The 24062-nt window shown below is 69.7% G+C and carries 28 protein-coding genes and 1 pseudogene; 5 read left to right on the top strand and 24 right to left on the bottom strand.

Annotated elements, in window-relative coordinates; all coding sequences use genetic code 11:
* Window positions 1-14: 14 nt before the first annotated feature.
* Complete coding sequence (locus ACIQGQ_RS13305) at window positions 15-461, top strand: hypothetical protein (protein WP_402394496.1); 447 nt, start codon at window positions 15-17, stop codon at window positions 459-461.
* Between the two features lie 178 nt (window positions 462-639).
* Here ACIQGQ_RS13305 and ACIQGQ_RS13300 read toward each other — a convergent pair whose 3' ends face one another.
* From ACIQGQ_RS13300 to ACIQGQ_RS13255, 10 genes are all read right to left on the bottom strand, one after another.
* The gene (locus ACIQGQ_RS13300) at window positions 640-1431 is read right to left on the bottom strand and encodes a peptidoglycan-binding protein (protein ID WP_402394493.1); all 792 of its coding nucleotides are present in this window, start codon (window positions 1429-1431) and stop codon (window positions 640-642) included.
* A gap of 69 nt (window positions 1432-1500) precedes the next feature.
* Window positions 1501-3282 (bottom strand): hypothetical protein, encoded by a 1782-nt coding sequence (locus ACIQGQ_RS13295; RefSeq protein ID WP_402394490.1) that lies wholly within the window; start codon window positions 3280-3282, stop codon window positions 1501-1503.
* A gap of 34 nt (window positions 3283-3316) precedes the next feature.
* On the bottom strand, window positions 3317-4174 hold the full coding sequence (locus ACIQGQ_RS13290; protein WP_402394487.1) for a hypothetical protein: 858 nt from the start codon (window positions 4172-4174) through the stop codon (window positions 3317-3319).
* Window positions 4174-5280, bottom strand: coding sequence for a hypothetical protein (locus ACIQGQ_RS13285; RefSeq protein ID WP_402394484.1), 1107 nt, complete (start codon window positions 5278-5280; stop codon window positions 4174-4176). The genes ACIQGQ_RS13290 and ACIQGQ_RS13285 overlap by 1 nt, the downstream gene beginning before the upstream one ends.
* A 9-nt stretch (window positions 5281-5289) precedes the next feature.
* The gene (locus ACIQGQ_RS13280; protein WP_402394481.1) at window positions 5290-6273 is read right to left on the bottom strand and encodes a hypothetical protein; all 984 of its coding nucleotides are present in this window, start codon (window positions 6271-6273) and stop codon (window positions 5290-5292) included.
* 12 nt (window positions 6274-6285) lie between these two features.
* The gene (locus ACIQGQ_RS13275) at window positions 6286-7191 is read right to left on the bottom strand and encodes a phage distal tail protein (RefSeq protein ID WP_402394478.1); all 906 of its coding nucleotides are present in this window, start codon (window positions 7189-7191) and stop codon (window positions 6286-6288) included.
* Window positions 7192-7194: 3 nt separating this feature from the next.
* Window positions 7195-9606: a phage tail tape measure protein gene (locus ACIQGQ_RS13270; RefSeq protein WP_385203617.1), complete on the bottom strand. Its 2412-nt coding sequence runs from the start codon at window positions 9604-9606 to the stop codon at window positions 7195-7197.
* Window positions 9607-9830: 224 nt separating this feature from the next.
* Window positions 9831-10319 carry a hypothetical protein gene (locus tag ACIQGQ_RS13265; protein WP_385203620.1) on the bottom strand — a complete coding sequence of 163 codons (489 nt, stop codon included), beginning with the start codon at window positions 10317-10319 and terminating at the stop codon, window positions 9831-9833.
* Window positions 10319-10858, bottom strand: a complete 540-nt coding sequence (locus ACIQGQ_RS13260) for a phage tail tube protein (protein ID WP_385203623.1) — start codon at window positions 10856-10858, stop codon at window positions 10319-10321. The genes ACIQGQ_RS13265 and ACIQGQ_RS13260 overlap by 1 nt, the downstream gene beginning before the upstream one ends.
* A gap of 11 nt (window positions 10859-10869) precedes the next feature.
* Window positions 10870-11301: a minor capsid protein gene (locus ACIQGQ_RS13255; RefSeq protein ID WP_385203626.1), complete on the bottom strand. Its 432-nt coding sequence runs from the start codon at window positions 11299-11301 to the stop codon at window positions 10870-10872.
* Window positions 11302-11337: 36 nt separating this feature from the next.
* Between ACIQGQ_RS13255 and ACIQGQ_RS13250 the strand changes: the two are divergent.
* Together ACIQGQ_RS13250 and ACIQGQ_RS13245 are read left to right on the top strand one after the other, a co-directional pair.
* Window positions 11338-11532: pseudogene (locus tag ACIQGQ_RS13250) on the top strand (HNH endonuclease); the annotation flags it as partial.
* A gap of 24 nt (window positions 11533-11556) precedes the next feature.
* On the top strand, window positions 11557-11910 hold the full coding sequence (locus ACIQGQ_RS13245; protein WP_402394858.1) for a hypothetical protein: 354 nt from the start codon (window positions 11557-11559) through the stop codon (window positions 11908-11910).
* On the opposite strand, the gene ACIQGQ_RS13240 is transcribed toward ACIQGQ_RS13245, so the two are convergent.
* The 9 genes from ACIQGQ_RS13240 to ACIQGQ_RS13200 form a co-directional block, all read right to left on the bottom strand.
* Window positions 11907-12254, bottom strand: a complete 348-nt coding sequence (locus tag ACIQGQ_RS13240) for a hypothetical protein (RefSeq protein ID WP_402394473.1) — start codon at window positions 12252-12254, stop codon at window positions 11907-11909. The two genes, ACIQGQ_RS13245 and ACIQGQ_RS13240, sit on opposite strands and share 4 nt — an antisense overlap.
* Window positions 12251-12571: a hypothetical protein gene (locus ACIQGQ_RS13235; protein ID WP_402394471.1), complete on the bottom strand. Its 321-nt coding sequence runs from the start codon at window positions 12569-12571 to the stop codon at window positions 12251-12253. Before ACIQGQ_RS13235 ends, ACIQGQ_RS13240 begins: the two co-directional genes overlap by 4 nt.
* On the bottom strand, window positions 12565-12963 hold the full coding sequence (locus tag ACIQGQ_RS13230) for a hypothetical protein (RefSeq protein WP_385203635.1): 399 nt from the start codon (window positions 12961-12963) through the stop codon (window positions 12565-12567). The genes ACIQGQ_RS13235 and ACIQGQ_RS13230 overlap by 7 nt, the downstream gene beginning before the upstream one ends.
* A 2-nt stretch (window positions 12964-12965) precedes the next feature.
* Window positions 12966-13214, bottom strand: coding sequence for a hypothetical protein (locus ACIQGQ_RS13225; RefSeq protein ID WP_402394468.1), 249 nt, complete (start codon window positions 13212-13214; stop codon window positions 12966-12968).
* Window positions 13214-14221, bottom strand: a complete 1008-nt coding sequence (locus ACIQGQ_RS13220; protein ID WP_402394465.1) for a major capsid protein — start codon at window positions 14219-14221, stop codon at window positions 13214-13216. The genes ACIQGQ_RS13225 and ACIQGQ_RS13220 overlap by 1 nt, the downstream gene beginning before the upstream one ends.
* A gap of 19 nt (window positions 14222-14240) precedes the next feature.
* Window positions 14241-14924, bottom strand: coding sequence for a hypothetical protein (locus ACIQGQ_RS13215; RefSeq protein ID WP_385203643.1), 684 nt, complete (start codon window positions 14922-14924; stop codon window positions 14241-14243).
* A gap of 85 nt (window positions 14925-15009) precedes the next feature.
* Window positions 15010-15183, bottom strand: a complete 174-nt coding sequence (locus tag ACIQGQ_RS13210; protein ID WP_402394462.1) for an Rmf/CrpP fold protein — start codon at window positions 15181-15183, stop codon at window positions 15010-15012.
* Window positions 15184-15224: 41 nt separating this feature from the next.
* Entirely contained in the window at window positions 15225-15428 is a 204-nt protein-coding gene (locus ACIQGQ_RS13205) for a hypothetical protein (protein WP_385203648.1), read from the bottom strand.
* 266 nt (window positions 15429-15694) lie between these two features.
* Window positions 15695-17950 carry a phage minor capsid protein gene (locus ACIQGQ_RS13200; RefSeq protein ID WP_402394458.1) on the bottom strand — a complete coding sequence of 752 codons (2256 nt, stop codon included), beginning with the start codon at window positions 17948-17950 and terminating at the stop codon, window positions 15695-15697.
* Between the two features lie 210 nt (window positions 17951-18160).
* On the opposite strand from ACIQGQ_RS13200, the gene ACIQGQ_RS13195 reads away from it, so the two are divergent.
* Window positions 18161-18310 (top strand): hypothetical protein, encoded by a 150-nt coding sequence (locus ACIQGQ_RS13195; protein WP_385203654.1) that lies wholly within the window; start codon window positions 18161-18163, stop codon window positions 18308-18310.
* Here ACIQGQ_RS13195 and ACIQGQ_RS13190 read toward each other — a convergent pair.
* From ACIQGQ_RS13190 to ACIQGQ_RS13175, 4 genes are all read right to left on the bottom strand, one after another.
* Window positions 18307-19788 (bottom strand): phage portal protein, encoded by a 1482-nt coding sequence (locus ACIQGQ_RS13190; protein WP_402394454.1) that lies wholly within the window; start codon window positions 19786-19788, stop codon window positions 18307-18309. The two genes, ACIQGQ_RS13195 and ACIQGQ_RS13190, sit on opposite strands and share 4 nt — an antisense overlap.
* The gene (locus ACIQGQ_RS13185) at window positions 19772-20209 is read right to left on the bottom strand and encodes an HNH endonuclease signature motif containing protein (RefSeq protein WP_402394451.1); all 438 of its coding nucleotides are present in this window, start codon (window positions 20207-20209) and stop codon (window positions 19772-19774) included. Before ACIQGQ_RS13185 ends, ACIQGQ_RS13190 begins: the two co-directional genes overlap by 17 nt.
* A 65-nt stretch (window positions 20210-20274) precedes the next feature.
* A complete protein-coding gene (locus ACIQGQ_RS13180; RefSeq protein WP_402394835.1) occupies window positions 20275-21507 on the bottom strand; it encodes a PBSX family phage terminase large subunit in 1233 nt (410 codons plus the stop codon).
* Window positions 21507-21923: a helix-turn-helix domain-containing protein gene (locus ACIQGQ_RS13175; RefSeq protein ID WP_402394448.1), complete on the bottom strand. Its 417-nt coding sequence runs from the start codon at window positions 21921-21923 to the stop codon at window positions 21507-21509. Before ACIQGQ_RS13175 ends, ACIQGQ_RS13180 begins: the two co-directional genes overlap by 1 nt.
* A gap of 36 nt (window positions 21924-21959) precedes the next feature.
* On the opposite strand from ACIQGQ_RS13175, the gene ACIQGQ_RS13170 reads away from it, so the two are divergent.
* Window positions 21960-22544 (top strand): hypothetical protein, encoded by a 585-nt coding sequence (locus ACIQGQ_RS13170; protein ID WP_402394446.1) that lies wholly within the window; start codon window positions 21960-21962, stop codon window positions 22542-22544.
* A gap of 747 nt (window positions 22545-23291) precedes the next feature.
* Here the strand turns inward: ACIQGQ_RS13170 and ACIQGQ_RS13165 are convergent.
* The gene (locus ACIQGQ_RS13165) at window positions 23292-24053 is read right to left on the bottom strand and encodes a hypothetical protein (RefSeq protein ID WP_402394444.1); all 762 of its coding nucleotides are present in this window, start codon (window positions 24051-24053) and stop codon (window positions 23292-23294) included.
* Window positions 24054-24062 lie beyond the last annotated feature (9 nt).

Raw genomic sequence — 24062 nt, 5'->3', positions numbered from 1 at the left:
GTCAACATCGCCCCATGAGTGCAGACACGAGCGAGATGTACCGGCTCATGGGCAAGATGGTCATCTCCGGCGGGGAACTAGAGTTCGCGCTGGGGATGATGGCGGCCACGCTCAGAGGCGAGAGCTGGGGCTCGAAAGTGATGGCACAGCCTGTGTCCCAGATCATGGATGCCACTGCTAAGGAAGCGGCCAAGAGCCAGAGGCCGGAGCGGGTGGCGCAATGGAGAAGCGTCCTCGATGAGTGCCGGGCCGCGCTCGAACGGCGCAACCAGTACGTACACGGGCTGTGGACTTCCGAGTACGACCCGGTGGCGGGTGAGTTCGGCAACCGGAGCACGACGCGTCCGGTCCGGGGCGGGGGCTTGAACCGGCAGTCCGCCACGAGAGACGACCTTCAGGAACTCCAGGAGATCTTCGGGATGTTGAGCCGGACGATAAACACCTGGGAGTGGAAGGCTTAGACCTTCAGCGGACCTGCGCGCTGACGAATTGCAACCCTTTGGCTGCATCGACATTTGACCCCTATGCGACAACGTCGGCTTTCAAGACCACGACCGGTTCTTGAAAGCCGACGTCACACCAGCCCCCGGGATTAGCCAACAGCATGGCGAGCGGCGGGCGGGGCGAGAACGGGACGGTTCAGACCTTGGGGACGTTGAGGGCGTCCCAGCTCTTGCGGCCGGGCCACCCGTCGGCGTCGGCCCCTTGGTACCCGAGGTGCTGCTGCCACCGGGCGTACGAGCGGCGGTCCGCTTCGGTCCACTGCGGGCCGGGGCCCTCGCGGTAGACGGCGACGCCCTCGGCGACGAGTCGGCGCCCCATGGCCGTGACGATCGGCGAGCGCGGCGACCGCCGGAAGAAGTCGGCTCCCGGGAACGGCTCGAACCGTCGGGCCGGGGTGCCGCCCGTGCCACCGGGGCGCGGGGCGCCGCGCTGCACCCATGCGTAGAGCGGTCCGCCGGGGCAGGCGGTCGCGTACCCGTCGCGGTGCCCCTTGATGTCGCTCCCGGCGGCACCGTCGGCGCGCAGCCACTCGACGGCGTCTCGGAGCCCGGCGAGCTGCGCGTCGGTCGGCTCGGTCAGTCCCGAGCTGCCGAGCAGCGCGCACACCGCGTAGTGCTGCGAGTTCAGCGTCGCCGTACCGTTGGCGCCGGTCTTGCGGTGCGCGCCGCGGCCCTCGAAAACGTGGCCGTGCGGGCAGACGAGCGCGTTGTACGCAACGTCGCTGTAGTTCTCTTTGGCGTCGGCGAGGTGGCTCGCCTGTATCGCGCGGACGCGCGGGGCGCACTGGTCATGGGCGTTCGCGCGGCCGAGGGACTCGGGCACGCGGGTGCCCTCGTAATGGATCTTCACGCCCCGGGTGTTCTTGATGTACGCGAGCGCGTACCGGGACGGGCGAGCGCCCCACTGGGCGCGGGTGATGAACTTCAAGGGGCCCTCCGGACATAGAAAGAGCCCCGGGCCGTCGGGCGCGGGGCGTCGTGAAGCGGGGCGGGGCGGTCAGGCGAGCGCCGCCCAGAATCGGTTACTGCCGTTCTCCATCGAGGCGAGGGTGAGCGAGGCGGGGGCGGTCGCGGCGCCGGTCGCGTACGAGCCGAACCGGCGGACGGAGGTCAGCCCGAAGACGTTCGGGGGCCCGCTGAACGAACTCTCGGCGACGAGCATCATCGGACCGTCACCAGCGGTGGTGTTGTACTGGAACCGCCACGCGATGTAGTACAGACCGGCGGCGGCCGAGTAGGCGGCGGTGAGCGGGACCGAGACGGTCGCGCCGCCGGCGGTGTGGACCTCGGGCGGTTCGGCGGCGGCGGTCGACAGGTCGGCGGTCTGAGCGACCCGGGCGCCCGACGCGTTGTAGAGCGCGGCCCACGAGCCGGTGGCCAGTCCGCCGGCGTACCCGCCGAAGTGCCACGCGATCTCCGTCACGGACGCTGGCGACCGCAGGTAGATGGCGGTGACCCGGATCGGGCCCGACCCGGGGTACAGCGGAGTGGAGTGCCCGAGGGCAGGGTCGAACGCCCACGTCAGCAGCCCGAAATCGGATGCCCGCCACTCACCCCCGCCGAGCGCGTCCACGTAGGACTTGCGCGCGAGGTGGTTCTCGGCGGTCGGCGCGGCCGAGCTCGACGGCACGCTGCTGAACGTCTTGGCGCCGGCGATCGTCTGCGTGCCGGTGAGCAGGACGGCGGTTCCGGCCGCCTCGGCGCCGACGTCGCCAGCGGCGAGAGCAACGGCGCCGGTCTTGCCCGCGACCGAGGTCACGGGGATGCCCGAGGGCTGAATGTACCGGGCGTCGGCCGCGGCCAGGTCGAGCGCGCCGACGTCGGCGGCGACGAGTACGACCGTGCCGGTGTTGCCGTTGACCGAGTCGACCGTGTCGCCGCCCGATAGTGGCGGCAGCTGCTCGGCCGGCACCTTTCCGTCGGGGCCGAGGGCCGCGACACCGTTCGCCGTTCCGGCCGCACTGATCGAGATCGAGCCGACGTCCGCCGCAGTCAGTACGACCGCCGCCTCGCTCTTGCCGTTGACGGACTGGACGACGCCCGCCTGCCCCGGTGCCCCGACCGACCCGGTCTCGCCCCGGTCGCCCTTGGGGCCGCGCAGGTTTCCAAGGGCGGAACCCCAACTCGTGCCGGTGTTCTGGTAGATGTCGCCGGTATCGGTGCGCAGCAGCATGTCGCCGGCCCGGGTGCCGCTGCTCGGCACGCTGCCGCTGTTCACGTACCAAGCGGCCCCCCGGACGTCGCCGCCGAGCATGGCCCATGCCCCTGCGGCCTTCCGCCACGTCGAGACAGTCGTACTCGGCACCCCGAGAACGGTCGTCGTCTCGTACTGCACGTACAGGTCGCCGTCGACTCCGAGACCGGCGTCGGGCACGGCGGCGCCGGCGGAGATCTGCGAACCCGGAGCGCCAGCCGGGCCGCGCTCACCCTGTGGCCCTGGTACGCCGACGTAGTTCGGTTTCGAGGGGTCGGTCGGGGCGATGTCGGCGAGGTCGACCTCGGCCTGCGCTTGGGGGAGTAGGACGCTGTACGAGCGGCCCACGGGGATTCCCGAGAGCTGCTCGGTCGCGGTGTACGCCCAATCGGACGGGTCCATGTCGGGGGCGTCGGTCGCCGGCAGGGTCACCTCGAACTGCCCTTGTGCGTCGAGCTGCACGGTCACCGGGCCGCCGAGGATCACGTCGGCCTCGGGGAAGGTGAGTTGAGATGGAGCGCGGAAGACGATCGCCCCGGACAACGGCACGCCGTGCGGGGCAAGGAAGCGACCGCGCACGGTCACAGTGGGAATGGACAGGGGAAGCAGAGGCCCCTCCTTAGTCGTCGATGGTGCGCATACCTGGCACGGGCCCGGTGGGGTCGGCGGGCGCGGGCGGTTCGGTGGGCGGCGACGCGCCTGCGGCCCGCGCAGTTGCTGCGACGGTCGCTGATGCGGGCGGCTCGGCAGGCGCCTCGGCAGCGGTGAACGTGTTCCTCGTGTAGCTGGAGAAGATCCGTGTCTCCACGGCGGTACCCGCCGTCTTCGCCCGGTGCTCGACGACCCAGTGCACGTATTCCAGATGGTTCACGCGGTCGAGCGGCTTCACGTGCGTCTTGTTCACCCACGTGTTCGCGGGCAAGTCGTACTCGGCGACGACCACCGGTGCCCCTTGGGGAAGGTTCATCGTGACCCGGACCTGACCGCCGCCGGTGCCCGCGATGCTCCCCATGTACAGGACCATCACCGCGTTGTGTGCGGGTGCGCCGCCCACCCAAGCGGCTTGGTACGTCGCCGAGGTGGTGCCTTGCTGCATGGTCGGGAACAAGGGAACGGGCATCCACGGACGCCCCAGGAACCGCCGGGTGTAATAGTCGTCCATCACGATCACGTTGCCGGTGCGGTCGAACTGCCTGACCATGTTCGAGCCCTCGCCCGAGCCGCCCACCATGACGGCGAGTGTTCCGTCGGACCGCTGCACCTGCACGCCGTAAGCGCCGTCCCACAGCTTGCCGACACCGAAGATCCCAGTCCCGTCCGGGGCGGAGACCTCCAGTGAGCCGCCCTCGCCGATCCGTACGGGACCGGCGGTGATCTCGTCGAGGGCGGGGCGGATGTTGGCCCGCCCGGTGAGGGTGCGCACCTCACGCTCAAGGGCTCGGATGCGGTCGAGGATGTCGAGGGGGATCGCTGCCACTAGGCGGCCTCCAGAGTGAGTTTTGCGGTTTCCGGCCGGCCTCGAACCGGCGGCGAGATCGCGAGCCCCACGACGCGGTACCGGTGGTCGAGGCCCTCGGCCCACCACAGGTCCCGGATGCGCACGCGGATGGTGGCGCCGAGCAGGGCGGGCGACAACGGCGTGCGGTCGAGCGCGACAGTCACCTCGGGGATCGTCTGCGGGGACACGGCGGCGGTCATGTCGGCGCGCGCATGGGCGTCGAGGGTGGGCTGCTCGATCACGGTGGAGTAGTCCGACGTGCCGTCGAGCCGGGGCCAACCGGCGGCGAGCTGCTGGTCGTCGACGAGCAGCTCGGACATGAGCGGCAGGGACTCTTGAGTCTGGTTCCTGTTGTCGGCCGCGCCGCGGCTCTGCCAGACGTTCGCCTGCGCGGTGGCGTCGACCGGCCATTCGTAGGTCAGGATCGGCCCCGGGTGATCGAGAACGACCTCGCTCGCACCGGTCCGGATCACCGGTGACCCGAGTTGGAGTTCCTTGATCCTCCGGCCGCTGCCCGGATCGCGGTAGCTCGCGATTCTCCACTCGAACCCATTCTCAACGGCGCCGAGTTGGTCGATCACCTCACGGACCCGGGGCACGTCGTAGCGGCGGTACGTTCGATCACGCCTGACGCCCGAGAGCTGCTCGACGTCGTACGTGATCCCGATGTCGCCGCCGGGCAGGCTCGCCGTGTAGTCGATCAGCCCGCGCACGATGTCGTACTGGTCGACCTGCACGGCCTGCTGCGTGTGGAGAACCGCGCGGTGGTCGAGGTACGAAGCCCACCCGCCGGCCTGCACCTGTAGCGTAAGAAATCCCCTGTCGTTGCTGGTCAGGTTCGCGGTCCACAGCACGCCGCCCCACCAGATTTCCGAGCCGCGCTCGATCCACAGGGCCGTACGCCCCGGCTCCACGGCGGCTCGGGTACGAGCGGCGACGGCCCGGTTCGGCAAGGGGACGGTGGCCGAGGCAGAGCCGATCTTGCCTATGTAGTCGTCGAGTTGAACGTCGGTGATCGGCAGGACGTCGAGCACCTGGTCGGTGCGCAAGTCGCAGAGGATGACCCGGTACGTCGAGGCGAGCACACTTCCCCCTCACGAGTCGAGCGGGTACTGCACGCCGCTGAACGCCGCCCACGTCGTAAGTCCCGCGACGGAGATCAAGCGAAGTTGCCCGCTGGTCTGGGCGTCGAGTTTGATGTCGGCGCCGCCGGCCGCGATCGGCAAGGACGTAAGGGCGGCCGGACGACAGTTCGCGGGCAGGACGGTAGCGAGGACGTTCCCGGAGTTCGGCAGGGTGCCCGAGGTCGTCCACGAGACGCCGCCGCGCAGTTGAAGATGGGGGACGCCGCCGACCATGAGCCGCCGGTACCGGACGGTCCCTTGGGCGTTGCCGTTGTTGGTGTAGCCACTCGCCAGGGTGACCGCCGTCCAGCCGATCACCGGGTCGAGGGTCTGCCACGCCGCGCCGTCCCAGCGATCGAGCCCTGCCCCGTTGTCGCGGTACTGGCCCGGGTAGGCGCCGACGAAGCTGGTCCCCCACCCGCGCGGGATGATCCCGCCGTACGCCGAGGTGTATCGGCGCCGGTCGGCGAGCGCGCTCGACCACGCGATACCGCCCGTTCCGGCGGACACGCCAGCGGGAACGGCGATCTCCCACAGGCGCAACGTCGCCGGGGGGAGTGAGGGCGGGGCCGGTGTAGCGCTCGGCGGACCCTGGACGATCTCCACGCGGGCGAGGGTCTGCTCTTCGGTGTCGTACAACGAGTCGAGAACACGCAGTACCACGGCGTCGATGCGCGGGTGCTGGGCGTTGCCGTCCACCACGGACAGGGTCTCGGGGGCGGTGACCGCCACCGGATAGGCGCCCTGCGCCTCGGTGCCCTGCACCAGGGCGCGGCCGACGCCGATCTGCACCTGCATCGGGCCGACGCCGGTAGCGGCGAGCGCGGTTCCGCCGGCGATCACGCCGTCGCGGCTCACCATGGCGGTCTCGGGCGCCATGGTGCCGAGCGGCACAAGGCGGGTGTCCTCGCGCGTCTGCCCGTTCGAAAGCAGCCATCCGGAACGCACGGTCAAGATGTGGTCTCCTTACCAGTAGGCGGAGCGCCACCGGATCGACGCCGAGGCGCGGGGGTCGGTGGAGCCGGGAGAGGCGCGGAAGACGAATGACGTCGTTCCGGGAGCGAGGGCGAAGAGCTGTTCGGGCACGCTGCGGGCGGTCGCCGTGTAGAGGCGGCTCGCGGTCTGGTTGAGCGTGACCGTTCCGGCCCGGGTGTCGACGAGCAGCTCGTCGTCGGCGGCGAGGTCGAGGTCGTACTCGATCGCCTCGCCGGTGCGCAGGTTTGTCACGGACGGGCGCGAGACCGGCCCCCGGATCGTGATGAGCGGGTGGCTCGGTGCGTCGCCGTCGTTCACGGCCAGCAGGGTTCCGGTGCTGCCCGGGGCGCCGAACTCCAGCGGGTACGCCAGAGCCTCGGGCCCGGGGTCGAGGTGCCAGTCGAGACCGGGCTCGGGTGCCGGCAGGGGCGTGGTGTCCTGCTGTTCGATCAAGCCGTAGCGGCGCGGATCGCTTGCCTCGAACTGCACACGGCCCTCGGTAACGAGTCCGATCGCGTACCCGCCTGTGGCGACCGGTACGGCCCGCCGAATGCAGCGGGCCCACGACAACAACGGCGGGGAGTCGTCGAGCTTGATCACGAGCGGCTGCTCGTCGTCCCGCAGCGCCGTCGCTGCGGCCAGCGCGCGCACGGCGCCCCCCATCCAGCCCGGGTCGGTGCGGATCACGATCCCTTCGAGCGTGATCGTTCTCGGCCCGGCGAGCAGTCGGCCCGGGTAGGAGCCGTGCCCATCGGCCCGGTTCACGCTCCCCGATTCGTATTCCGGTGTCTCCTCCCATCCGCTCAGGGACTGCCACCCGTACGCGGAGCCGGGGCCGAGCAGCAGCTCGTCGAACTGCACATGCCCGGGGAGGGTGACCAGATCACCAGGGGCCAACGGTCACCCCCTCGCCTTGGCCTGCCACGCGAGCGCGGCGGCCGTCTGATCGGCGGTTGCCGTCCCCGCGTGCCAGTTCTCGATGTGGACGGTCGGGCCCCAACCTCCCCCGCCCGTAAGCCCGGTGGCCGGGGCGCCGGCGGTGGCGAGCTGTGGGACGGCCGGGACCGAGACGAGCCTGCGCATCGTGCGGTCGACGGCGGGCGCGCCCGCCTTGATGCCCTCGACGATTCCGGCCGGAATGAACTTTCCGATCTTGTCGCGCATGAGCCTCGACGGCGATCTGATTCCGAGAGCCTTCGCGATCGGTCCCGGAATCAAATCCTTGGCCCAAGACATCAAGGTCGACTTGAGCCATGACCCCATGGCCTTGATGCCGTTCCAAAGGCCCCGGATCAAATCCTTGCCCTTGTCGTAGAGCATCGATCCGAAAGAACCGAAAAAGCCAATGATTGTTCGGGGAAGTCCGCGCACCCAACTGATCATTTCTCCGGCCTTGCGGACGGTGCCTGACTTGATGGAATCCCAATGCTTGATGATCAGGCCGACCAAGGTCCAGTTGAGGAAAAAGGAGATGATCCGCCCCGGGATTCCTTTTACCCAATCGACCGTGGCGTTCCAGATGCGAGACGTCCCGGCCTTGATCGAGTCCCAGTGCTTGATGATCAGGCCGACCAGAGTCCAATTCAGGAAGAATTGAAGGATCGCAATTCCGATCGCCTTTAGCTTTCCCCAGACCCAATCCCAAGCCGCCGACGTCGCGCCAACGATCGCATCCCAGTTCGAGACGATCAGGGCGACGATGCCGACCACGGCGGCGATCACGAGCGCGACCGGCCCCATGGCCAGAAGCCAGGCCGCGGCCATCCTCGCGCCCTGCGCGAGGGACTGCGCACCCATGAGCACCCATGCGGCGACTACCCGCACGGCGGCCCCTGCGGCGCCCGCACCCTGTGCGAGCCACCCCGCCAACATCACGGCGTTGTGGGCTACGAACCGGGCCGCAGCGGTGACGCCGGCGGTCGTCTGCGTGGCCCAACCTGTGACGACGGCGGTTGTCGTCGTCCATGCCGTGACACCGAGCGCGACAAGCGTCGGCATCATCAGGAGCGTGATCACTCCGGCGGCGATCGTGAACGCCGTCGAGTGGTCGGCGACGAACCCGGCGGTCGCGCTGAACGCCCCGCCGAGGGTGCCGAGGTAGTCGGCCGCCGTCCCGAGGGCGGGGACGAGGTAGGTCCCGAGGGCCCCGACGACCTTCTGCTCTACGCCACGCTTGAACGCTTCAAGTTTGGTCGCCGCATTGTCGTGCAGCGCATTTCCGGCGGCGTCCGTGGCACCCTTGAACTCCCCCAGTGCGTTGACCGCGCTGGACGGGTCGAGCGAATAAATCGCCTTCTGCATGTCCTCGGCTTTTGTGTTGAAAAGGCCGAGGGCGAGTTCGCTCTGCTTCGCGGGGTCCTTGACGTTGCGCAGCTTGTCGAGGACTTGGTCGAGCGCCTTTGCTGCTTCCGGTCCTCCTTCCCGGAAAACCTGCTGCATCCGCTCGGCGGAAAAGCCGAGATCGGTATATGCGGCGGCGGTCGCCTCGCTCATTCCCTGCGCTTGAAGGACGAATTCCTTCAAGCTATCGGCGACCGTATCGGCGTCGCGCGCGCCGCCTTGGAGCCCCTGTTGCAAAAGGCCCATAGACGTTTGAGCGTCGAGGCCGAGCTGCCTAAATTCTGTGGGGTACTCGCTGAAAGTATCGAGGAGATCCTCGGCTACATCGACCCCGTTTTGTGCACCCTTTACTAGAACGTCGAGGGCCTCTTTTGCGGACCCGGCGAGCCCGTTTTTCATCATCGTGCCGACGGCACGAGTGACCCGGCCGACGTCCTCGCCCATCGCCGACGCCGCGCTGTTGACGTCGGTCGCGAGCCCCTTGACCTGCCCTTGAGTCGCCTCGGGCGGAAGAAGTCCGTTCTTCGCGATGCCCCGGATGATCTCGGCGCCGTCCTCGACCGAGTCGACGATCGCGCCCGCGTAGAGCGCGCCCGCGACCTGGCCGTACTGCTTGGCGACCGGACCGGTCGCCCCGAGCTGCGCCTGCAACTGCCCCGGGATTTTGTCCTGTTCGAGCGCCTTCCCGACGCCGGCCATCAGGGCGGCGCCGATCGCGCCGCCGACCGCTGCGGCGGCGAAACCTTTCAGCGCGGTCCCGATCTTGTTGGACGCCTCCTCGGCGCCGTCGGCCGCGCCCTCGGCGAGACCGTCGCCGAGGGCGTCGCCCGCAGCGTCGCCCGCGCGGTCGGCCGCTGCGGCGATGCGGTCGCCGCCCGCCTGTACGGCGGCGCGGGCGCGGTTCATCCCGGACTCGGCGCCCGAGTCGTCGATCGTGACCGTGGCGGCGAGCTCGCCCACCATGAGCGCCATGGGGCCTCACCTCCGGGCGGGTCGACCTCCCGTCGGGGAGGTGTCGGGTGGAGGTGTCAGCACCCGCGCGAGGCGGGACTCGGCGGAGAGCAGGGCGAGGACGCGCACGCGCAGCCATCGCCACGACCGGGCCCGCAGCAGGCCCGGCTCGCCGAGGTCGATTCCGTAGATCTCGTGCAGGTCAGCCTCGACGAGCGGCCACTCGGCGAGGATCTGAGCCCATGTCAGTGAGCCTTGCGGCCCTTCTTGTTCTTGCCTCGGCCGGGTGCCGGGCGGGTACTCGTACCACTCGTAGAGCCCCGAGACCGGGTCGAGCTCGCCGCATCCGATCGGCTCCGGCGCGCTGCCCGGTTCGGGGCCAACCGAGAAGGGTCGCCGGCCGCGTTCCAGAAGCGCTCGGCGGCGGTCTTGTCCTGAGCGATCCACACCATGGCGGTGATCGCGCAGTGCTTGAGCGTCGGCCACTTCACCCCGTCGGCGATCATCTGATCTTGGGTGGGGCCGAGGACGTCTCGGTACAGGTCGCGCTCGGCCGCGTCGCCGAGCACTTGCTCGTCGACCTTCCCGCCGTCGGCGGCGACGGCGGCGGCGTTGATCAGGGCCTGCACCCGCAGGCCGATCTCGGCCGACGGCGCGAGAATCGTGTAGAGGCGCCCGTCGACGGGGAGTTCGATGGTCTCGTCGAGCAGCTCGTCGAGAGCCTGAAAGCCCATCAGGCGTCACCCGCCTTGGAGCTCTTCGCCCCGGCGGCGAACGCGCCGCCGGCATCGGCGACCGGGTTCGCGATCTCGACGAGCGGACCCGATCCCGTAAGCGTGACCTTGACCGTGTCGACGGCGTCCGGGCCGCCGCCGTCTGGCTCCCACTTCACCAGGGCCGTGCCCTCCTGGGCATCGTCGGCGCCGTTGCGGTCGTAGTAGCGGACCCGCACGTACGACGCCGCGCCGAACGACCGGGCCGCCTTCCTGAGCGCCTCCTGCGCGGCGTTGAACACGCCGGTCGTCGGGTGCGCGCGGTGCGCGAGGGTGGTCTCGATCGACCACGCGAGCATGGTCACGGCCTGCTCGCTCCACCCCTCGGCGTCGTAGGTCGTGACGTCCTGCTGAGTGGGTTCGATCTTCGGAGTGAACTCGGTGACCCCGGGGACCAATGCCCACACCGGGGTTCCGGGCGTCGTACTCATGTCCAGATCGAGGCGGTAACGACGCGCGAGCGCGGTCACCGTCTCGACTGGGGGCGTCGGGGTGCTCAACGGCGCCTCCTTTATTCAAGATGCGGGGCCGCGCGATGGGCGCGGACTTGGTAGTTCGCGGACCGCTCCCAGCGGCCCGAGGCGTCCGTGCCGATCGGGGCGGCCGAGACGCGAAAGACGAGCTGCACGGGGACGGCCCCGAACCGGTGCGGGCCACTGCCGTGCAGCAGCTCGTGCACCTGGTCGTCGAGGGCGTCGACCTCGCGCGGGTCCGGGCCCGCGCGGGTGCGCACCTGAACCCCGGTGGTCGTGTCGGTCAGCACCGGGGAGTCGGTGACCGGGTAGGCGGACAGGCAGATCACGCGCTCGGGCGCGGGCGGAAGGGAAGCGATCGTGATCGCGGTCTCGCCCGCCACGTACGCGCCGTCGGGCCGGTAGACCCCGAGGCCGGCGGCGGCGAGCAGGCGAGCGAGCCCGTCGAGCAGGTCGACGGTGTAGGTCACTGCGCGGTGTCCTTACGTGTGTTTATTCTCGATGACATGGCTCAAGGCAGACCTGACATTCCAACGGCTCTAAGACGTGCGGTACTTGTGGAGGCTGGCCACCGTTGCGCTATCCCGACGTGCAGACAGACCCCGGTTGAGCTTGCGCACATTAAGCCTTGGTCGACAGTAAGAGCTCACACATACGACAACCTCGTTGCCCTATGTCCGACTTGCCACTCGCGATATGACAGCGGTGAAATTGACCGCAAGTCGATGTTCCAGTACAAGGAGAACTTGGAAGTTCTTAATGGACGTTATACGGATGTTGAGCGTCAAGTGCTTAAGGTGTATGCCAAGGAATGGGCTGCTATCGAGAGCGCCGGACCTGAAAGCGAATCGGTTCTATCTGCCCTAATTAAGAATGTGCGCGGGGGTTCCGTAGGATTGGGTCAGATATCCATTCACGAGAGCATGTGGTGGCTCTTGTCCAACCTCTTGGACGATGGAATTGTCGCAATCAGCCCGTCCTACCCGGGGGTTGTGGACGCGCCACCGGCTGGCGTAGTGCAGTTGACGATCAAGGGGCTGAAGATGATTGAACGCATGATTGATGCTCGGCCCATCTAGCGAAGCGCCTGCCTGATCTGCCCGGCGATTAGCGCCTGCACCTCGCCGGCCGTTTCGGGCAGCGCGCTTTCGAGGTACTTCGCGGACCGGCCGGGTGCGTGCCGGGCGGTCATGTCCTCGTGAACTCTGCGCGCGTAAGGGGTGTCGTAGGAGACGGCGGCGCTCATCTGCTGCTCGTCGACCGACGTCGCCCCGCTCCGTTCGAGGGTGCCCTCGTTGATCGGCACCCGCTGCCTGCTGGCGGCGAGTACGTGCTCGGCGCCGAGCAGCAGACCCCGGGCCGCGGCCTCGCGGATCGCGCCCGTGGCGGCGGCGCCGTTCCAGCGCAGTCGGGCATGGCTCACTCGCACATCACCTCCGTGGACGCGGGGACGGGCAGGCCCGGGGCGGTGTGCACGGCCGTGCTGATCGCGGTCGTGATCCGGCCGCCGGGCAGCGTCACGCGCGACCCCGCCGGACAGTCCATGTCGAGGGCGGCGATGACCTGCGCGGAGCTCACGACTTCGCGGCCGTCGGCGGCGCGCACCATGCGCGCGGCCTGGCCGACAAGCGCGGGGTGCTCGACGAGCGGCCCGTAGAGCGGGCCGTACGCGCCGTCGCCGAGGTAGGGCTCGACGCCAATCCGGTGGCGGAGCAGGGACGGCGGGACGCGCGTCACCACTGCTGCACCACACCCGGTGTGAGACCGGCACGCAGCAGCGCGCGGGCGGCACGGGGGGCGAGCTCGACGCCGGACGCACCCGCCGTCGAGGCGGCACGGCCGGACAGGCTGACGGGACCGACCGAGACCGAGTCCCACTTGCCCCCGGCTCCGGTGCCGTCGTCCCCGGCGGCAAGCCAGTATTCGACCTGCGCGCAGGTCGCCGAGTTCAGCGCGGCGGCGATCTCGGGATCGGTCGGGTCGCCGTCGTCGTCGACGGGGTAGATCGCGGTCAGCAGGGCCGAGTCGATGTCCTCGCCCGCCCGCGCGATCAGCCGCTCGGCGTCCGCCGGGGCGGGGGAGCCGAGCCACGTCGCGAGGGCCTCGGGGGTGGCGTACGGCTGACGGGCCAAGGTCACCCCCTCGCGCGCCGGGAACCGGAACGGCCCGCCGACTTGTCGTCGGGCGGGCCGTCCGGTTCGGGGGTGGGTGTCTTGCCCGGCGGGTCGTCGTCGAGGGGTTCGACGGTGTACCCGGCTCCCTGGCAGTAGCCGATGATCGCGATGTCGTCCGTGGTGGCGGTGCCGTCGGTGAAGTGCAGACCGCCGGGGCCGTCGCCGGTGTAGTCGCTGATCGGGGCGGTGATGCGCACGTTCATGGGCATCACGCGCTCTTGATGTTGCGCAGGACGGCCGCGGCCCGGGTCGCCTTGAGGACCGGGGCGAGCGGCCCCATCTCGACCTCTCCGAGCTTGACGGCGCCGGCGCTGTTGAAGTCCGGAAGCCACGTCTGCACGAGCGGGGTAGAGGCGACCGACGCCCCATGGAAGCCATCGAGCCCGTACCGGATCGCGTACAGGTCGCCGAGCCCGGTCACGTTGCCCCCGGTGCCCGAGCCGTCGGGGTCACGGGAGACGAGCCCGATCACGGGGTCGTTGCTGCCCGCCTTGGTCTTGAGGTCCACCAGGGGGATGCCGTTGTACGACACGACCGGACGGCCGAACGCGTCCGTGCCCTTGTCGAGCTGATCGGTCCACGCGGCGATGGTCTTGAAGAGCGTCAGCGTCTTCTTGTTCCCGTAAATGACGTCGGGGGTGTCGTCCATGGCGCCGAGCCAGTCGTCGATGTGCCGCTGCGCCGCGAGCGCGCTCGCCTTGTCGCCGATGGCGGTCCAGTCGAGGTAGCCGGACTCGGCTCCGTTCGCGAGCGGCAGGTATTCCGTGTCGGTGCCCGTGAGGATCACGGACAGGCCATTGAACCCGTTCGCGTCCGCTCCCCGGTCACCGTTGATCACGGCGTCGGCGAACTTCGCCCTCGAAGACTTGATCTTCTGCGACATGTTCAGCGCGACGGCGCCCGACGCCGCCGGGCCGATGCGCGAGATCACGCGGTCGATCCGGAAGCTACCGCCGAGCGGGGCGAGATCGACGGTGTACCGCTTGGTCTCGACCTCGGCCGGGGTGTACTCCGTGTTCAGGGCTCGGAACTCGGCGTTGGCCTGCGTGATCAGGCGCCGGTATCCGTAGGTGATGGTGTCTCCACCGGTCGGGTTCGCGGAGTCGTCGAACGTCATCCGGTCGAGGATGTCCGAGGACTTGCGGAACTCGTCGATCACGTTCAGGTCGACGTCGTCGGTTGCGTTGTTCCGGGCCTCGGCGAGAGAAGTAGGCAAAACGATCCTCCTCGGTGGTTCAGCCGTTGCTCAGTCGTGCGGCGACGGCGTCGTGCAGGGTGGTCGCGCGCCGCTCGCCGACGGGCGGCCCGTTGAACTCGCCGCCCCCTCGGGGCGGGGTCGGGGTGGCGCGGTAGAGCTCGGGGTCGGCGTCCACGGCGGTCTTGATGGCGGCGGTGAGCTTGTCGGCGAACCCCTTGTCGAGCGGGTCGAGGTCGGCGACCGAGGCGAGGAACGAGCGGGAGTTGAGCAGGCGGTCGCCGCGCGCTCCTTCGTCGGCGGCGACCCGGGCGACGGCGAGCTCGACCCGGGCGGTCCGCAGCTCGGCGGCGTGGTCGGAGAGCAGCCGGTCGCGTTCGGCGACGGCGGCGGCCAGGGCGGCGGGGTCCTGCTCGTTCTCGCTGCCGTTCGGGTTGAGCGCTCGGGTCACGGCGTCGAGCGCGGCGCGCAGTTCGTCGCGCTCGGCCGCGGCCTGTTCGGCGCGGGTGGTGGCGTCGGCGAGCTGCTGCTCGGCCGCCGGGTTTGCGACCGGGGGCGCGGCGGGCGCCGGGTTCGGGTCGCCCGCCGGCGGGGCGGCGGGGTCGCCGCCTTCGCCCGAGCCGCCCTTGATGGGCCAGATCGGGCGGCCGTCCCGGCGGTGGCCGAGGGCGCGGTCGCCGGTGCGCGGGTGCAGCGGCAGGGTGTCGAGGGTGTTCTCGGGCATGAGTGCTCGGCCCTCCGAGAGCGTGGTGCGGGCATGGAAAAGGGCCGCCCCGACGGGACGGCCCTATGAGTGGGAAGGGGCGTGGCTACTGCTCGGGCCGCTCGGCGGCGGCATAGCCGCGTATCCAAGCGGCGGTCAGCCGCGCGTCGTTGAAGCGCGGGCAAGCGGTCGGCGGGTGACCGGCCCGCGCGGCGGCGAGCCCATCCTGCCGAGCCCGCAATGCGTCCTCGCGGAAGCCCAAGCGACCACCCCCTCGCACTGAGTGCCCCGGCAGATGGCGCCCGCCGGGGGACGCACGGTCTAGTTGCCGGTCGCGCCGGTCTTGCGGGCGATCAGCACCATTACGGCGCGGGCGTGGTTGGCCACTGCGCGCAGGTGCTCGCGGATAGTTTCGGCCTCATGCTTGGCCTCGGTGCCACAAGGCGCGAACGGGTCGGACGCGATGGCGACGAGCGAGATGGTGCCCAGCGCGATCGGGATGGACTGGCTGACGAGCTCGAACAAGGGTTACCCCCGGTGAGTTGTGATCTGCGGTGTGAGTGCCGGGCGCCTCGGCACCAACTCAGGATCACGGCAGGGGAAACAAGATCGCAAAACGCTTACCACGCCTCGCGGAGACTTTTCCAGGGTGGAAGGGGTTGTTACGGTGCGAGCACCGTAACAACCCCTTCCACCCTGGATCTCCGCGCCTCACCAGAGGGAGGTTAAAGGGTTTGCAAAATATGGCGACCCATCAAAAACCCGCAGGTGAAGGGGCGTTAGCGCCACTCTCAAAACCTGCGGCGTTGGTCCTCGCGGGCGTGACGGGCGGTCTCACCCGCGCTGGTGCGGACGCCCGTCACCTGCTCGGTGAACTCGGTAAGGGTGATCCGGGGGGAGACGTCCTCCCAGAATCTGATCAAGTCCTCGGAAGCTCGCGCGTAGGCGACGTGCGAGGGGCCGCTGAACAGCGACCGAGGGTCGACGTCGGCCGCCCGCGCCCGGCGGTTCAGCAGGTTGCCCCGGGTGTAGTCCTCGGCGGCGAGCCACTGCATGTAGATGTGCTCCTGGTACATCTCGCGAATCTCGTCGCGGCTGTACGCCTCACGCTGCGCCCGTGCTTCGAGCTCCCGCTCGTACACCCAGCGCTCGACGGCGGACATGTGCTCGGTGCCGTCCGGGCCGCGCTCGACGTCCGCGCCGTACGCCCCCCACTCGTCGGGGTCCGCCGGGGGCGGGTCGTCGAGGGCGACCGGGTGCATCGCATCGTCGAGGGCGTTCCGGGCGGCGAGGGTGTCGGCGACCGTCGCCCCAGCAGGCGGCGGGGGTGGTGCGGGCGGGTGTCGGCGGTCGATCTCGGCGGCGATCCGGGCGCCGTCCTCGGGGTTGGCGTACCGGATGCCCCACACGAGCAGCTCGTCGTCGAGCCCGGACAGGTCGGCGGCGAGCCGTCCGCCGGGGAACAGCTCGGCGAGCGCGCGGCGGCGGTGAGCCTCGGCGCCGATTGCCGGGCCGTCCTCGGGGACATGGCGGGCGCGGGCGGCGAGGTCGCGGTCGGACATGCCGACGAGATCCGGGCGGATCGCGGGCATGGCGGCGTCGAGGTCGCGTCGGTCGGCCTCGGCCATGACGCGCAGCATCTGCTCGTCGTCGAGGTGCGGCGCGATTCGGGCGAGTTCGTCGTCGCTGAACGGGGCCAGGTCGTCGACCATGCGCCCGCCGGGGCGGACGCGGTCGAGCAGGTCGGCCAGGTCGCGGCGGTCGCCCTCGCCTCGGATGCGGTCGAGGTCGCGTCCGTCGAGGACACCGGGCCGCATCGCGGCGCCGAGCTGCTCGTCGGTCATCTCGGGCAGGGTGCGGTCGTCGCCCGCCCGTACGCGCGCGGCCTCGACCACGTCGCGCGGTGGCACTGGCGCGGTGCTCGGGAGGTTGCTCGCCCCGGGCTGCTCGCGTTCGCGTCGTCGGATGAGCTCGGGGTGCTGCGCGAGGTGCTCGCGCATCTTCCCCTGGTAGGCGCGCACCCGGGCCTCGGCCGCCCGCTTGGCCTCGGGCGTCATGGCGGCGGCGCTCTTGTTCTTCCACTTCCGTATGGCGCGCTCGATCGCCCGCTGCCGCTGTGAGGCGGCGTACCCGTCGGGGTCCTCGGAGTGCTCGACCGGTGCCCGGGTCACCCCGGGGAGATAAGCGGTCGTCGAGTGGCGGCAGTTGGGGTGTTGCAGGCCGGCCCGCCGCGCTTCGTCGAGCGATCCGGCGACGTGCACCCGCACGGTGCGGCCGTCGTCGGTGGCGTGCTCCATCTCGACAGTGCGGGCGCCGCCCGGTCCGTCGAGCGCGAGCACCTCGCCCTCGAACGGGGCGCAAAGATCGCAGTTGTGGGGCGCGTTGGAGACGATCACGAGCTCGACCCCGCCAGCGCGCAGCGTGTCGCCGTGAGCCTCGACCGCAGCGCGGCCGACGGCCGTCCGTACGGCCATCTCCGCGTAGCTCGTCATCTGCCAGGACCGGCCGCGGCGGTCGACGAACGACCGCAGGCCCCGGTCGGCGAACCGGGACATTGCCGCTTGCGTGGCCTGCCGGCGGGTGTCGACCCCGAGGAGCGGCGTTGCCGCAGACTCGGCGATCACCTGCCGATACCCGTCCTCGATGCCCCGGAGCGCTCCCCGGTGCGTCTCGGTGACGAGCTGGACCGTCTCGGCGGCGATCCGGTCCACGGCCCGGGTGCCCGGGGTGCTCTCGGCGATCCGGCGCACGTCGACGTCGGAGAGCGCGCCGAGCTCGGCGAGACCGGCCCGCGCCCCGACGTCGTACGCCTCGGTCACGGCCGAGAACACCTCGATCTGCATCGCCGTGCCGAGGGCGTCGACGACGCCCTGCGTCGCCCGCCGTAGGGGCTGGATGTCCGCCAGTTTGGCGACCGCCCACCCCGGGGCCTCGAACCCTCCGTCGAGCTGCCGCGCGACGAGCGCGAGCAGCCGCTGCTCGGCGTCCGCGTACAGGTCGCGGACAGTGGCCGAGAGATCCTCGGCCATGGCGGGGTGAATGGGCACGGCACCTCCCCGGAATATCCCCATTGGTGGAGGTACGCGCTGTTCCGATTGCGAAGATGACATGAAGAATGCTGGAGTCGAATTCGGCGCCCGGATGCGATTCGATAGCCCCTGATCAGGGGTCTTTCTGGGGTTGACTATTAAGATTTGATAAGGGCCCCGTATAGGAGTAAATTAGCGAATTCCTCCCGAGCGGTATTGTCTCGCTCCATGGAAATTGAATCGCAGATCGCCTTGGTCTCCTCCCCCTTCTTTGCCGTGGTCACGGTGCTGATCGCCGTTGCCATGGCCCACCCCGAACCGCACGTGAGGGTGCGAGCGGAAAGGCTTCTCGGGGTGATCTTTCGGACGGGAAGCTAGGCCAGGAATCCGGCCTGCATTGCGTCAGGGACTGCGGCCCCGGTCTCCCTGAGAATGCGGTCGTTCTCTTCTTGAACCGCCGTCGAATCCCAATCAGGGTGCAGCATCCGGACCTTGGTGACCACGGACACAGCCTGTGCCTGCTGCAACAGGGACAGAGTCTGTGCGAGCGAGGACGCGTCCTCGGTGATCGAGTCCCCGAACACGATGTTGGGTCGTTCGGGCACGATGCGCGGAGTGAAGAGCCGTCGGTCGAGCAGCAACAGCACGTGCAGCATGGCGGCGACCGGCGGCGACCAGTACCTCACCTTCTTGTCCCGGGTGGTCATGGACCGGCGCTCGCGGGCCCGGACTTCGGTCGCGGTGACGGCCGCGCCCTGGTCGCCGAGACCGAAACTCGCGACCGAGTAGCCGGCGCTCTGCACGGCTTGCCGGGTGATCGCGGTCGATGTCCGTTCGTGCTCGTCGACCCTGATCGCGAACTGCGAAAGGGTGATCTGAGACGCCCCGGCCTCGGTGGGCGGGATGTTCAAGAGCTGGAAGATCTCGCGGTCGTCGTCGAACGACGCGCCTTGACCGGGGCCGTGGTCGCGCAGGTACCCGTCAGGTACGAGCAGCCGGGCACGGGCGAGGCGCAGGTCGCGAATCCAACTCGTCCATGTCGTGTCGAGCGAGTCGAGCAGGTCGTAGATCGGGGCGGCGTAGTCGGAGCGGCCGAACGCCGATCCTCTGTGCTTCCGATTGGGCCGGATGTTGGGGCAGTAGGCGGCGGTGAGCTGCTCGATCCCGGTTTCGATCGCGTCGCCGTCGGGGCCGAGGCTTGCGGCCAGGTCGGCGACCTCGGCGTGCTCGGTCAGGGGCACCCGCACGCCGAGGGCGTCCGCCGACCCCTCGTAGAGGGCGTGCAGGATGCGGCCGGGCTCGTGGCGTTCGAGGTGCCGCCACACAGTGGCCGAGGTCGAGGTGAGCTCGCGCCAGAAGGTCACGGCGGCGAGGTGACCCCATCGGAATTCCGGCACGGCGGCGTCGGGGTGCACGCTGGTGAGCAGGGGCCGGTTGGCGAGCGACCGATCCCATGTCACCCGCAGGTAGACGGAGCCGAGCGCGGCGGCGACCTCGGCCGCTTCGAGGAGCGTGTTCGCGATGCCGTCGGAGTCGGCGAGCTCGTCGAGCCGGTCCTGCGTGGCGGTGTCGCTCACGGTGAGGATGGGCGGCTCGGAGAAGAGCAAGTCAGCCGATGCGCTCGCGATGTCGCCGGCGAGGGGGATGTGCAGCCGCTGATCTCGGACGGCGGGCCGCGGGTGGCGGTCTCGCCCCCACAGCCGACGGCGGCCGTCGGACCGTACGGGGTTGTCCCGGTAGACGGCGGTCAGTTTTTTGTGATCCCCGGAGTACCAAGCGTCGTCGACCCTGATCTCGGCGTAGTGCGGGGCGAGCTGCGGCGGCGGCCATGCGGCGCCGTTATCGGGTAGGGGCACGGTGCACCCCCCGCCGTCGTCTCGTCCGGGCGCACAGCGCCGAGCACCTGCGGCAGTGCCGGGTGCCGTTCGGGGCGACGTACGTCGTCGCAGTGTCGAACTCGTGGCCCCGGGCGCAGTGCGTCTGTCGGGCGCGGCGCGCGGCGGGGGACACGCCCCGCAGGATGTTGGTCCGGGTGGTGACCACTTCAAGGTGGCTCGGGTTCACGCAGTGGCGACGGCGGCACAGGTGGTCGATCACGAGCCCTTCGGGGATCGGCCCGCGCACGAGGGTGTAGGCGACCCGGTGCGCGTACTGCGGCCGTCCGCCGACCTTGAACTGCCCGTATCCGTTGGGCTTGACGTGCCCGGTCCAGTCCCAGCACCCGAGGGGCCCATCGACGACTTTCGCGAGAAACCGGTCGGTCAGAGGAGGGGGCACGCGATCACCCCCTCGGCTGCTCTGGCCCGGGGCGCAGCGAGGCGCCCCGGGCGGGGGAGAGGGATTCAGGTGGCGGTCGTGAGCAGGTGCCGCCACTCGTGTGCGGTGCTGTGGAGCACGTAGCGCATGGCGTCGATCGAGTGGTCGTTGAACTTCACGGGCCGGTCCTCGCCGCGCGCTGCGGCTCGGTCGTCCCACACGTATTCGGGGAGCTCGGCGAGCAGCCCCTCGCACGACTCGTGTATGAGCAGAAGGCCGGCGTCGAGCGCGCTCGCCACGGTGCGGATGCCGCCGAGTACGTCGTTCTTCGCCCTGGTCACGCCCTGGTGGCCATCGGCCCATAGCTGCGTCGAGAAGCTGCTCGCCGAGGGGTCGACGAACGTCCACTCGGGGGACACGTCGAGCTCGTCGAGCCAGTCGCGGACGGCACGGCTGTACTGCGCATCGGTCAACTGCCGGTGCTTCGCACGGGAGTCGTGCCGCCACTCGCTCGTGATGTAGAGGCGCCCGTCGTCGCCGAGCCCGAGGGTCAAGGCGGCGAACGGGTTCACCGTGCCGTAGTCGACCCCGGTCCAGTACCGGCGCATCGGGGGGAGCTCGGTCACGACGTGCCGCTGCTCGTCGTACATGTCGAAGATCGAGCCCTCGGCGACCACCCATGCGCCGTCGATCATCCGCCGGCGCCACAGACCGGAATACTCGGCCGACAGGGCGGCGACGTACGCCTCGCTCAGACTCGGATTGTCCGCGAGGCGGAAGTGCCACGCCGCGAGGTCGAGCTCGGCGGCACGGTCAAGGTAGTTGACCTTGAACCAGTGCCTCGGGGAGTCCGGGTTGGTGGTGCCCAGCAGCCGCGCCCCGGGGACGCTGAGCCGCGCGAGCAACTGCGCAAAGAACCCCTCGGGCATGAGAGTGATCTCGTCGCAGTAGGCGAGCGAGGCGGTCAGACCTCGCAGCCGGCCCTCGGCCCGAGCGTCGCTCGCACCCACAAGGTGGACGACGCGGCCGAGGACGACCGCCGTCGTCGCGCCCCGGGTGTGGTGCACCTCGGCGGCGACCGGTCCGAACAGGTCCGGGTCGGCGAGCGGTTCGAGAATGTTCCTCTCGATCGTCTGGAGACTGCGCCCACAGATCAAGATCAGACCGGACGCCGGCGCCCGCCGTACGGCCAGCAGAAAGGCGATCAGACTCGCGATCGTCTTCCCCGACCGCACGCTGCCGTGCCAACAGCAGATGCGGGCGGTCGCCTCGCGGATGGAACGGATCTGTTTGTCGGACAGGGGCGGCGGCGAGGGGATCACCCCCCGTTGGTCTCGTCTCCCGTCGACCCGAGCAGCGCATCGGCGAGGCGGTCGAGCATCGAGCCCCCGGTGCTCCCGGTCCCGCTCGTACGGGAGAGCTCGGCGACCTTGGCGTGTACCTCGGTCAGTGCGCGGGCGGAGTCGGCCGCGCCGACCCGCTCGACCTGCGCGAGGGCGCCGTCGAGGGCATCGTCGGCGAGCTGCTCGCGTCGAGCGGCGGCGTCCGCGCGTACGGCCTCGGTGGCGGCGGCGACGCGCGCCCCGCCGCTGAATGCGAGGCCGAGCGCGGCGGCGATCTTCGAGACGGTGGCGGCGCTGCGGCCGGTCTCCCGGGCGATCTGGTTTCGGGACTTGCCCTCGGCGTGCAGACGGCGGACATGTTTCCGATCGTCTGGAGTGACGGGAGCAGCCACGCGGTCACCTCCAACCCCGGTCATAGGGTGCGACTCATGGGAATCAACTGGGGGGACGCCCCTACCTGGGCAGGCGCAGTGTTTGCGGCTGCTGCCGCATACGGTGCGTTGAGAACAATGAAGAGCCAGCAAGACCAGATCGGCGAACAGCGAAGATTCATTGCGGATCAACGCAAGGTGTTGGTCTTGCAGGAGCAGGAGCTGAAAGACACGGCATTGGAGCGCCGCCAGGGACAAGCGCGACAAGTGTCGCTGAAGGTCCGTCGCGTTCCCATAGAGCAACGGGTGGAAAGCACGCCACGGGATGTGGAAGTGCTGGGCTGGCGTTGGGTTGCTGACGTGCACAACGCGAGCGATGCGCCGCTGTATGAAGTGCGTGTGCGTACCGGCGAGCAGCTGCACGACGTTGCATTCCCGACCGACGGGCAGCGTCCGCTTGGAGACCCGCGGCAGGGGCCTGTCGAGGTCATCAAGATAGGCGGACTCTGGCGCTTCCGCTCCGAGATGTTTCACGGCGAGTACGACGAGACTGCTGTACGTCCTGTGGCTCTCTTCAAGGACGAGAGCGGTGTTGAATGGCACCTAGACGAACACGGGGCGCTGTCGGACCTCGGATCCTGAGTGCCTCGGGAGTCCTGAGCGATTCTGACTGACCTACGGCGGGCGAAGGCACACGAACGCCCCGCCGCGCATAGTGCGGTGGGGCGTCAAGCTTGCGGTCTATATCCGGGTACGCCGGGGGCACCCCCAACCTTAGGTTACGAATAGGTCACGATGCAACTGCTGGTGCGACCTAACCTGATGAGAGGCTGCCAGGCTTGGAGAACGCTCCACTTCACGATGACCAAGGGTTGCTGTCGCATACGTCCCAACCTTCTGTGGAGCCACAGCAGGACCAGGTTTGGGCTTCATCCTGACCTGTGGCCTTGCCTGTATCAGCGCGCCGCGCCCCGTGGTTGGGGCGAGGTTCGAGACTTGACGCGTGCCGTGAGCGGCACGGGGACAGGCGGTCTCGGTCTTGACCACTAACGAGTGGTCGGACCGAGCCTGCCTGCGCTCGGCCCGATCACCAGACCTGAGGGGTGATTTGGACCATGGAAAGCGTTGGGTGGACCACTGCGGCGGTCGCTGTTCTCGGGGGATTTGTTTTCGTCCTCGGCTATGTCCTTGATCAGGTGCCAACGCTCGCTGAGAAGGCCGTTAAGGCCATCGCCTCAGTGCGTCGACTGCGCAACGAATGGCGGGGGGAGCCAGTACCGGTGCGCGTAGCGGCGAGTTCCGAGCTCGGCACGCCGCTCCGTCCCGCAATCAGCCTCCCTTCGGCCGCGGCTGTTGAAGCCCCGCCGAGCGCAAACGAGGACTCTCGGCCTACACAGCGGCCATGACATCCAGTCCGAGCGCGGCGATCAGTTCGGGGAGGTCGTCCCAATCCCACACCCGCGCCCGTTCCCTGTTGTCGAGGGGGACGGGCGCGGTGCACGTCCGGCCACCCGAGCATGTGATGCTCGGCGGCCCGTCGGGGGCGCTGTGCAGGGTGAGCTCGCCCCCGCACCACGGGCACGGCTCGGGCAGGGGAGTCTCGCGCCGGTCGAGGCCGAGCGCCCGCAGCACCCGGGCCTCGGCAATCCGCGCCGTACGACGTGCTTCGTGCAGCAGGTGGAGCGGCAGCACCTCGAACGGCGGGGCGCTCACCGCGCCGTCGAGCTCGCGCTCGGGGGCGGTGTCCTCGTCGAGCACTCGGCCCTCGACCCACACGCAGGCCCAGTGCAGCCCGTGTCGCCTGCTGCCCGCCGCGAGGTGGGCGTCGGGTGCGCCCGGGGCCGCGCACACCCATGCCCGGGGGTCGCCCGGCTCGGTGCGCTGGACCACGGCGGCGAGGGTGTCGGCGAGATCGAAGATCAGCCGCTCGACGGCCTGCCCGGTGTCGAGCGCGGCGAGGTTGAGCGGGGCGGGGTGCTCGCGCAGCACGAGCGGTGCCCGGTCCTCGACGAGTTGCTCGTCGTCGCCCTCGCGCATGGTGTGCGCGAGCTGCCTCGGCGGCCAGTGGTCCGCCGGCGGCGTCTCGATCGCGAGCAGTAGCGCCGCCCACTGTCTCCGGATCGTGCGCAGGGCGCGCACGGTCTCGTTCACAGCCTGTGC

The sequence above is a fragment of the Streptomyces sp. NPDC092952 genome, from assembly GCF_044754785.1.
Lineage (GTDB): Bacteria > Actinomycetota > Actinomycetes > Streptomycetales > Streptomycetaceae > Streptomyces.
This window is presented reverse-complemented; position numbering and strand designations above follow the sequence as displayed.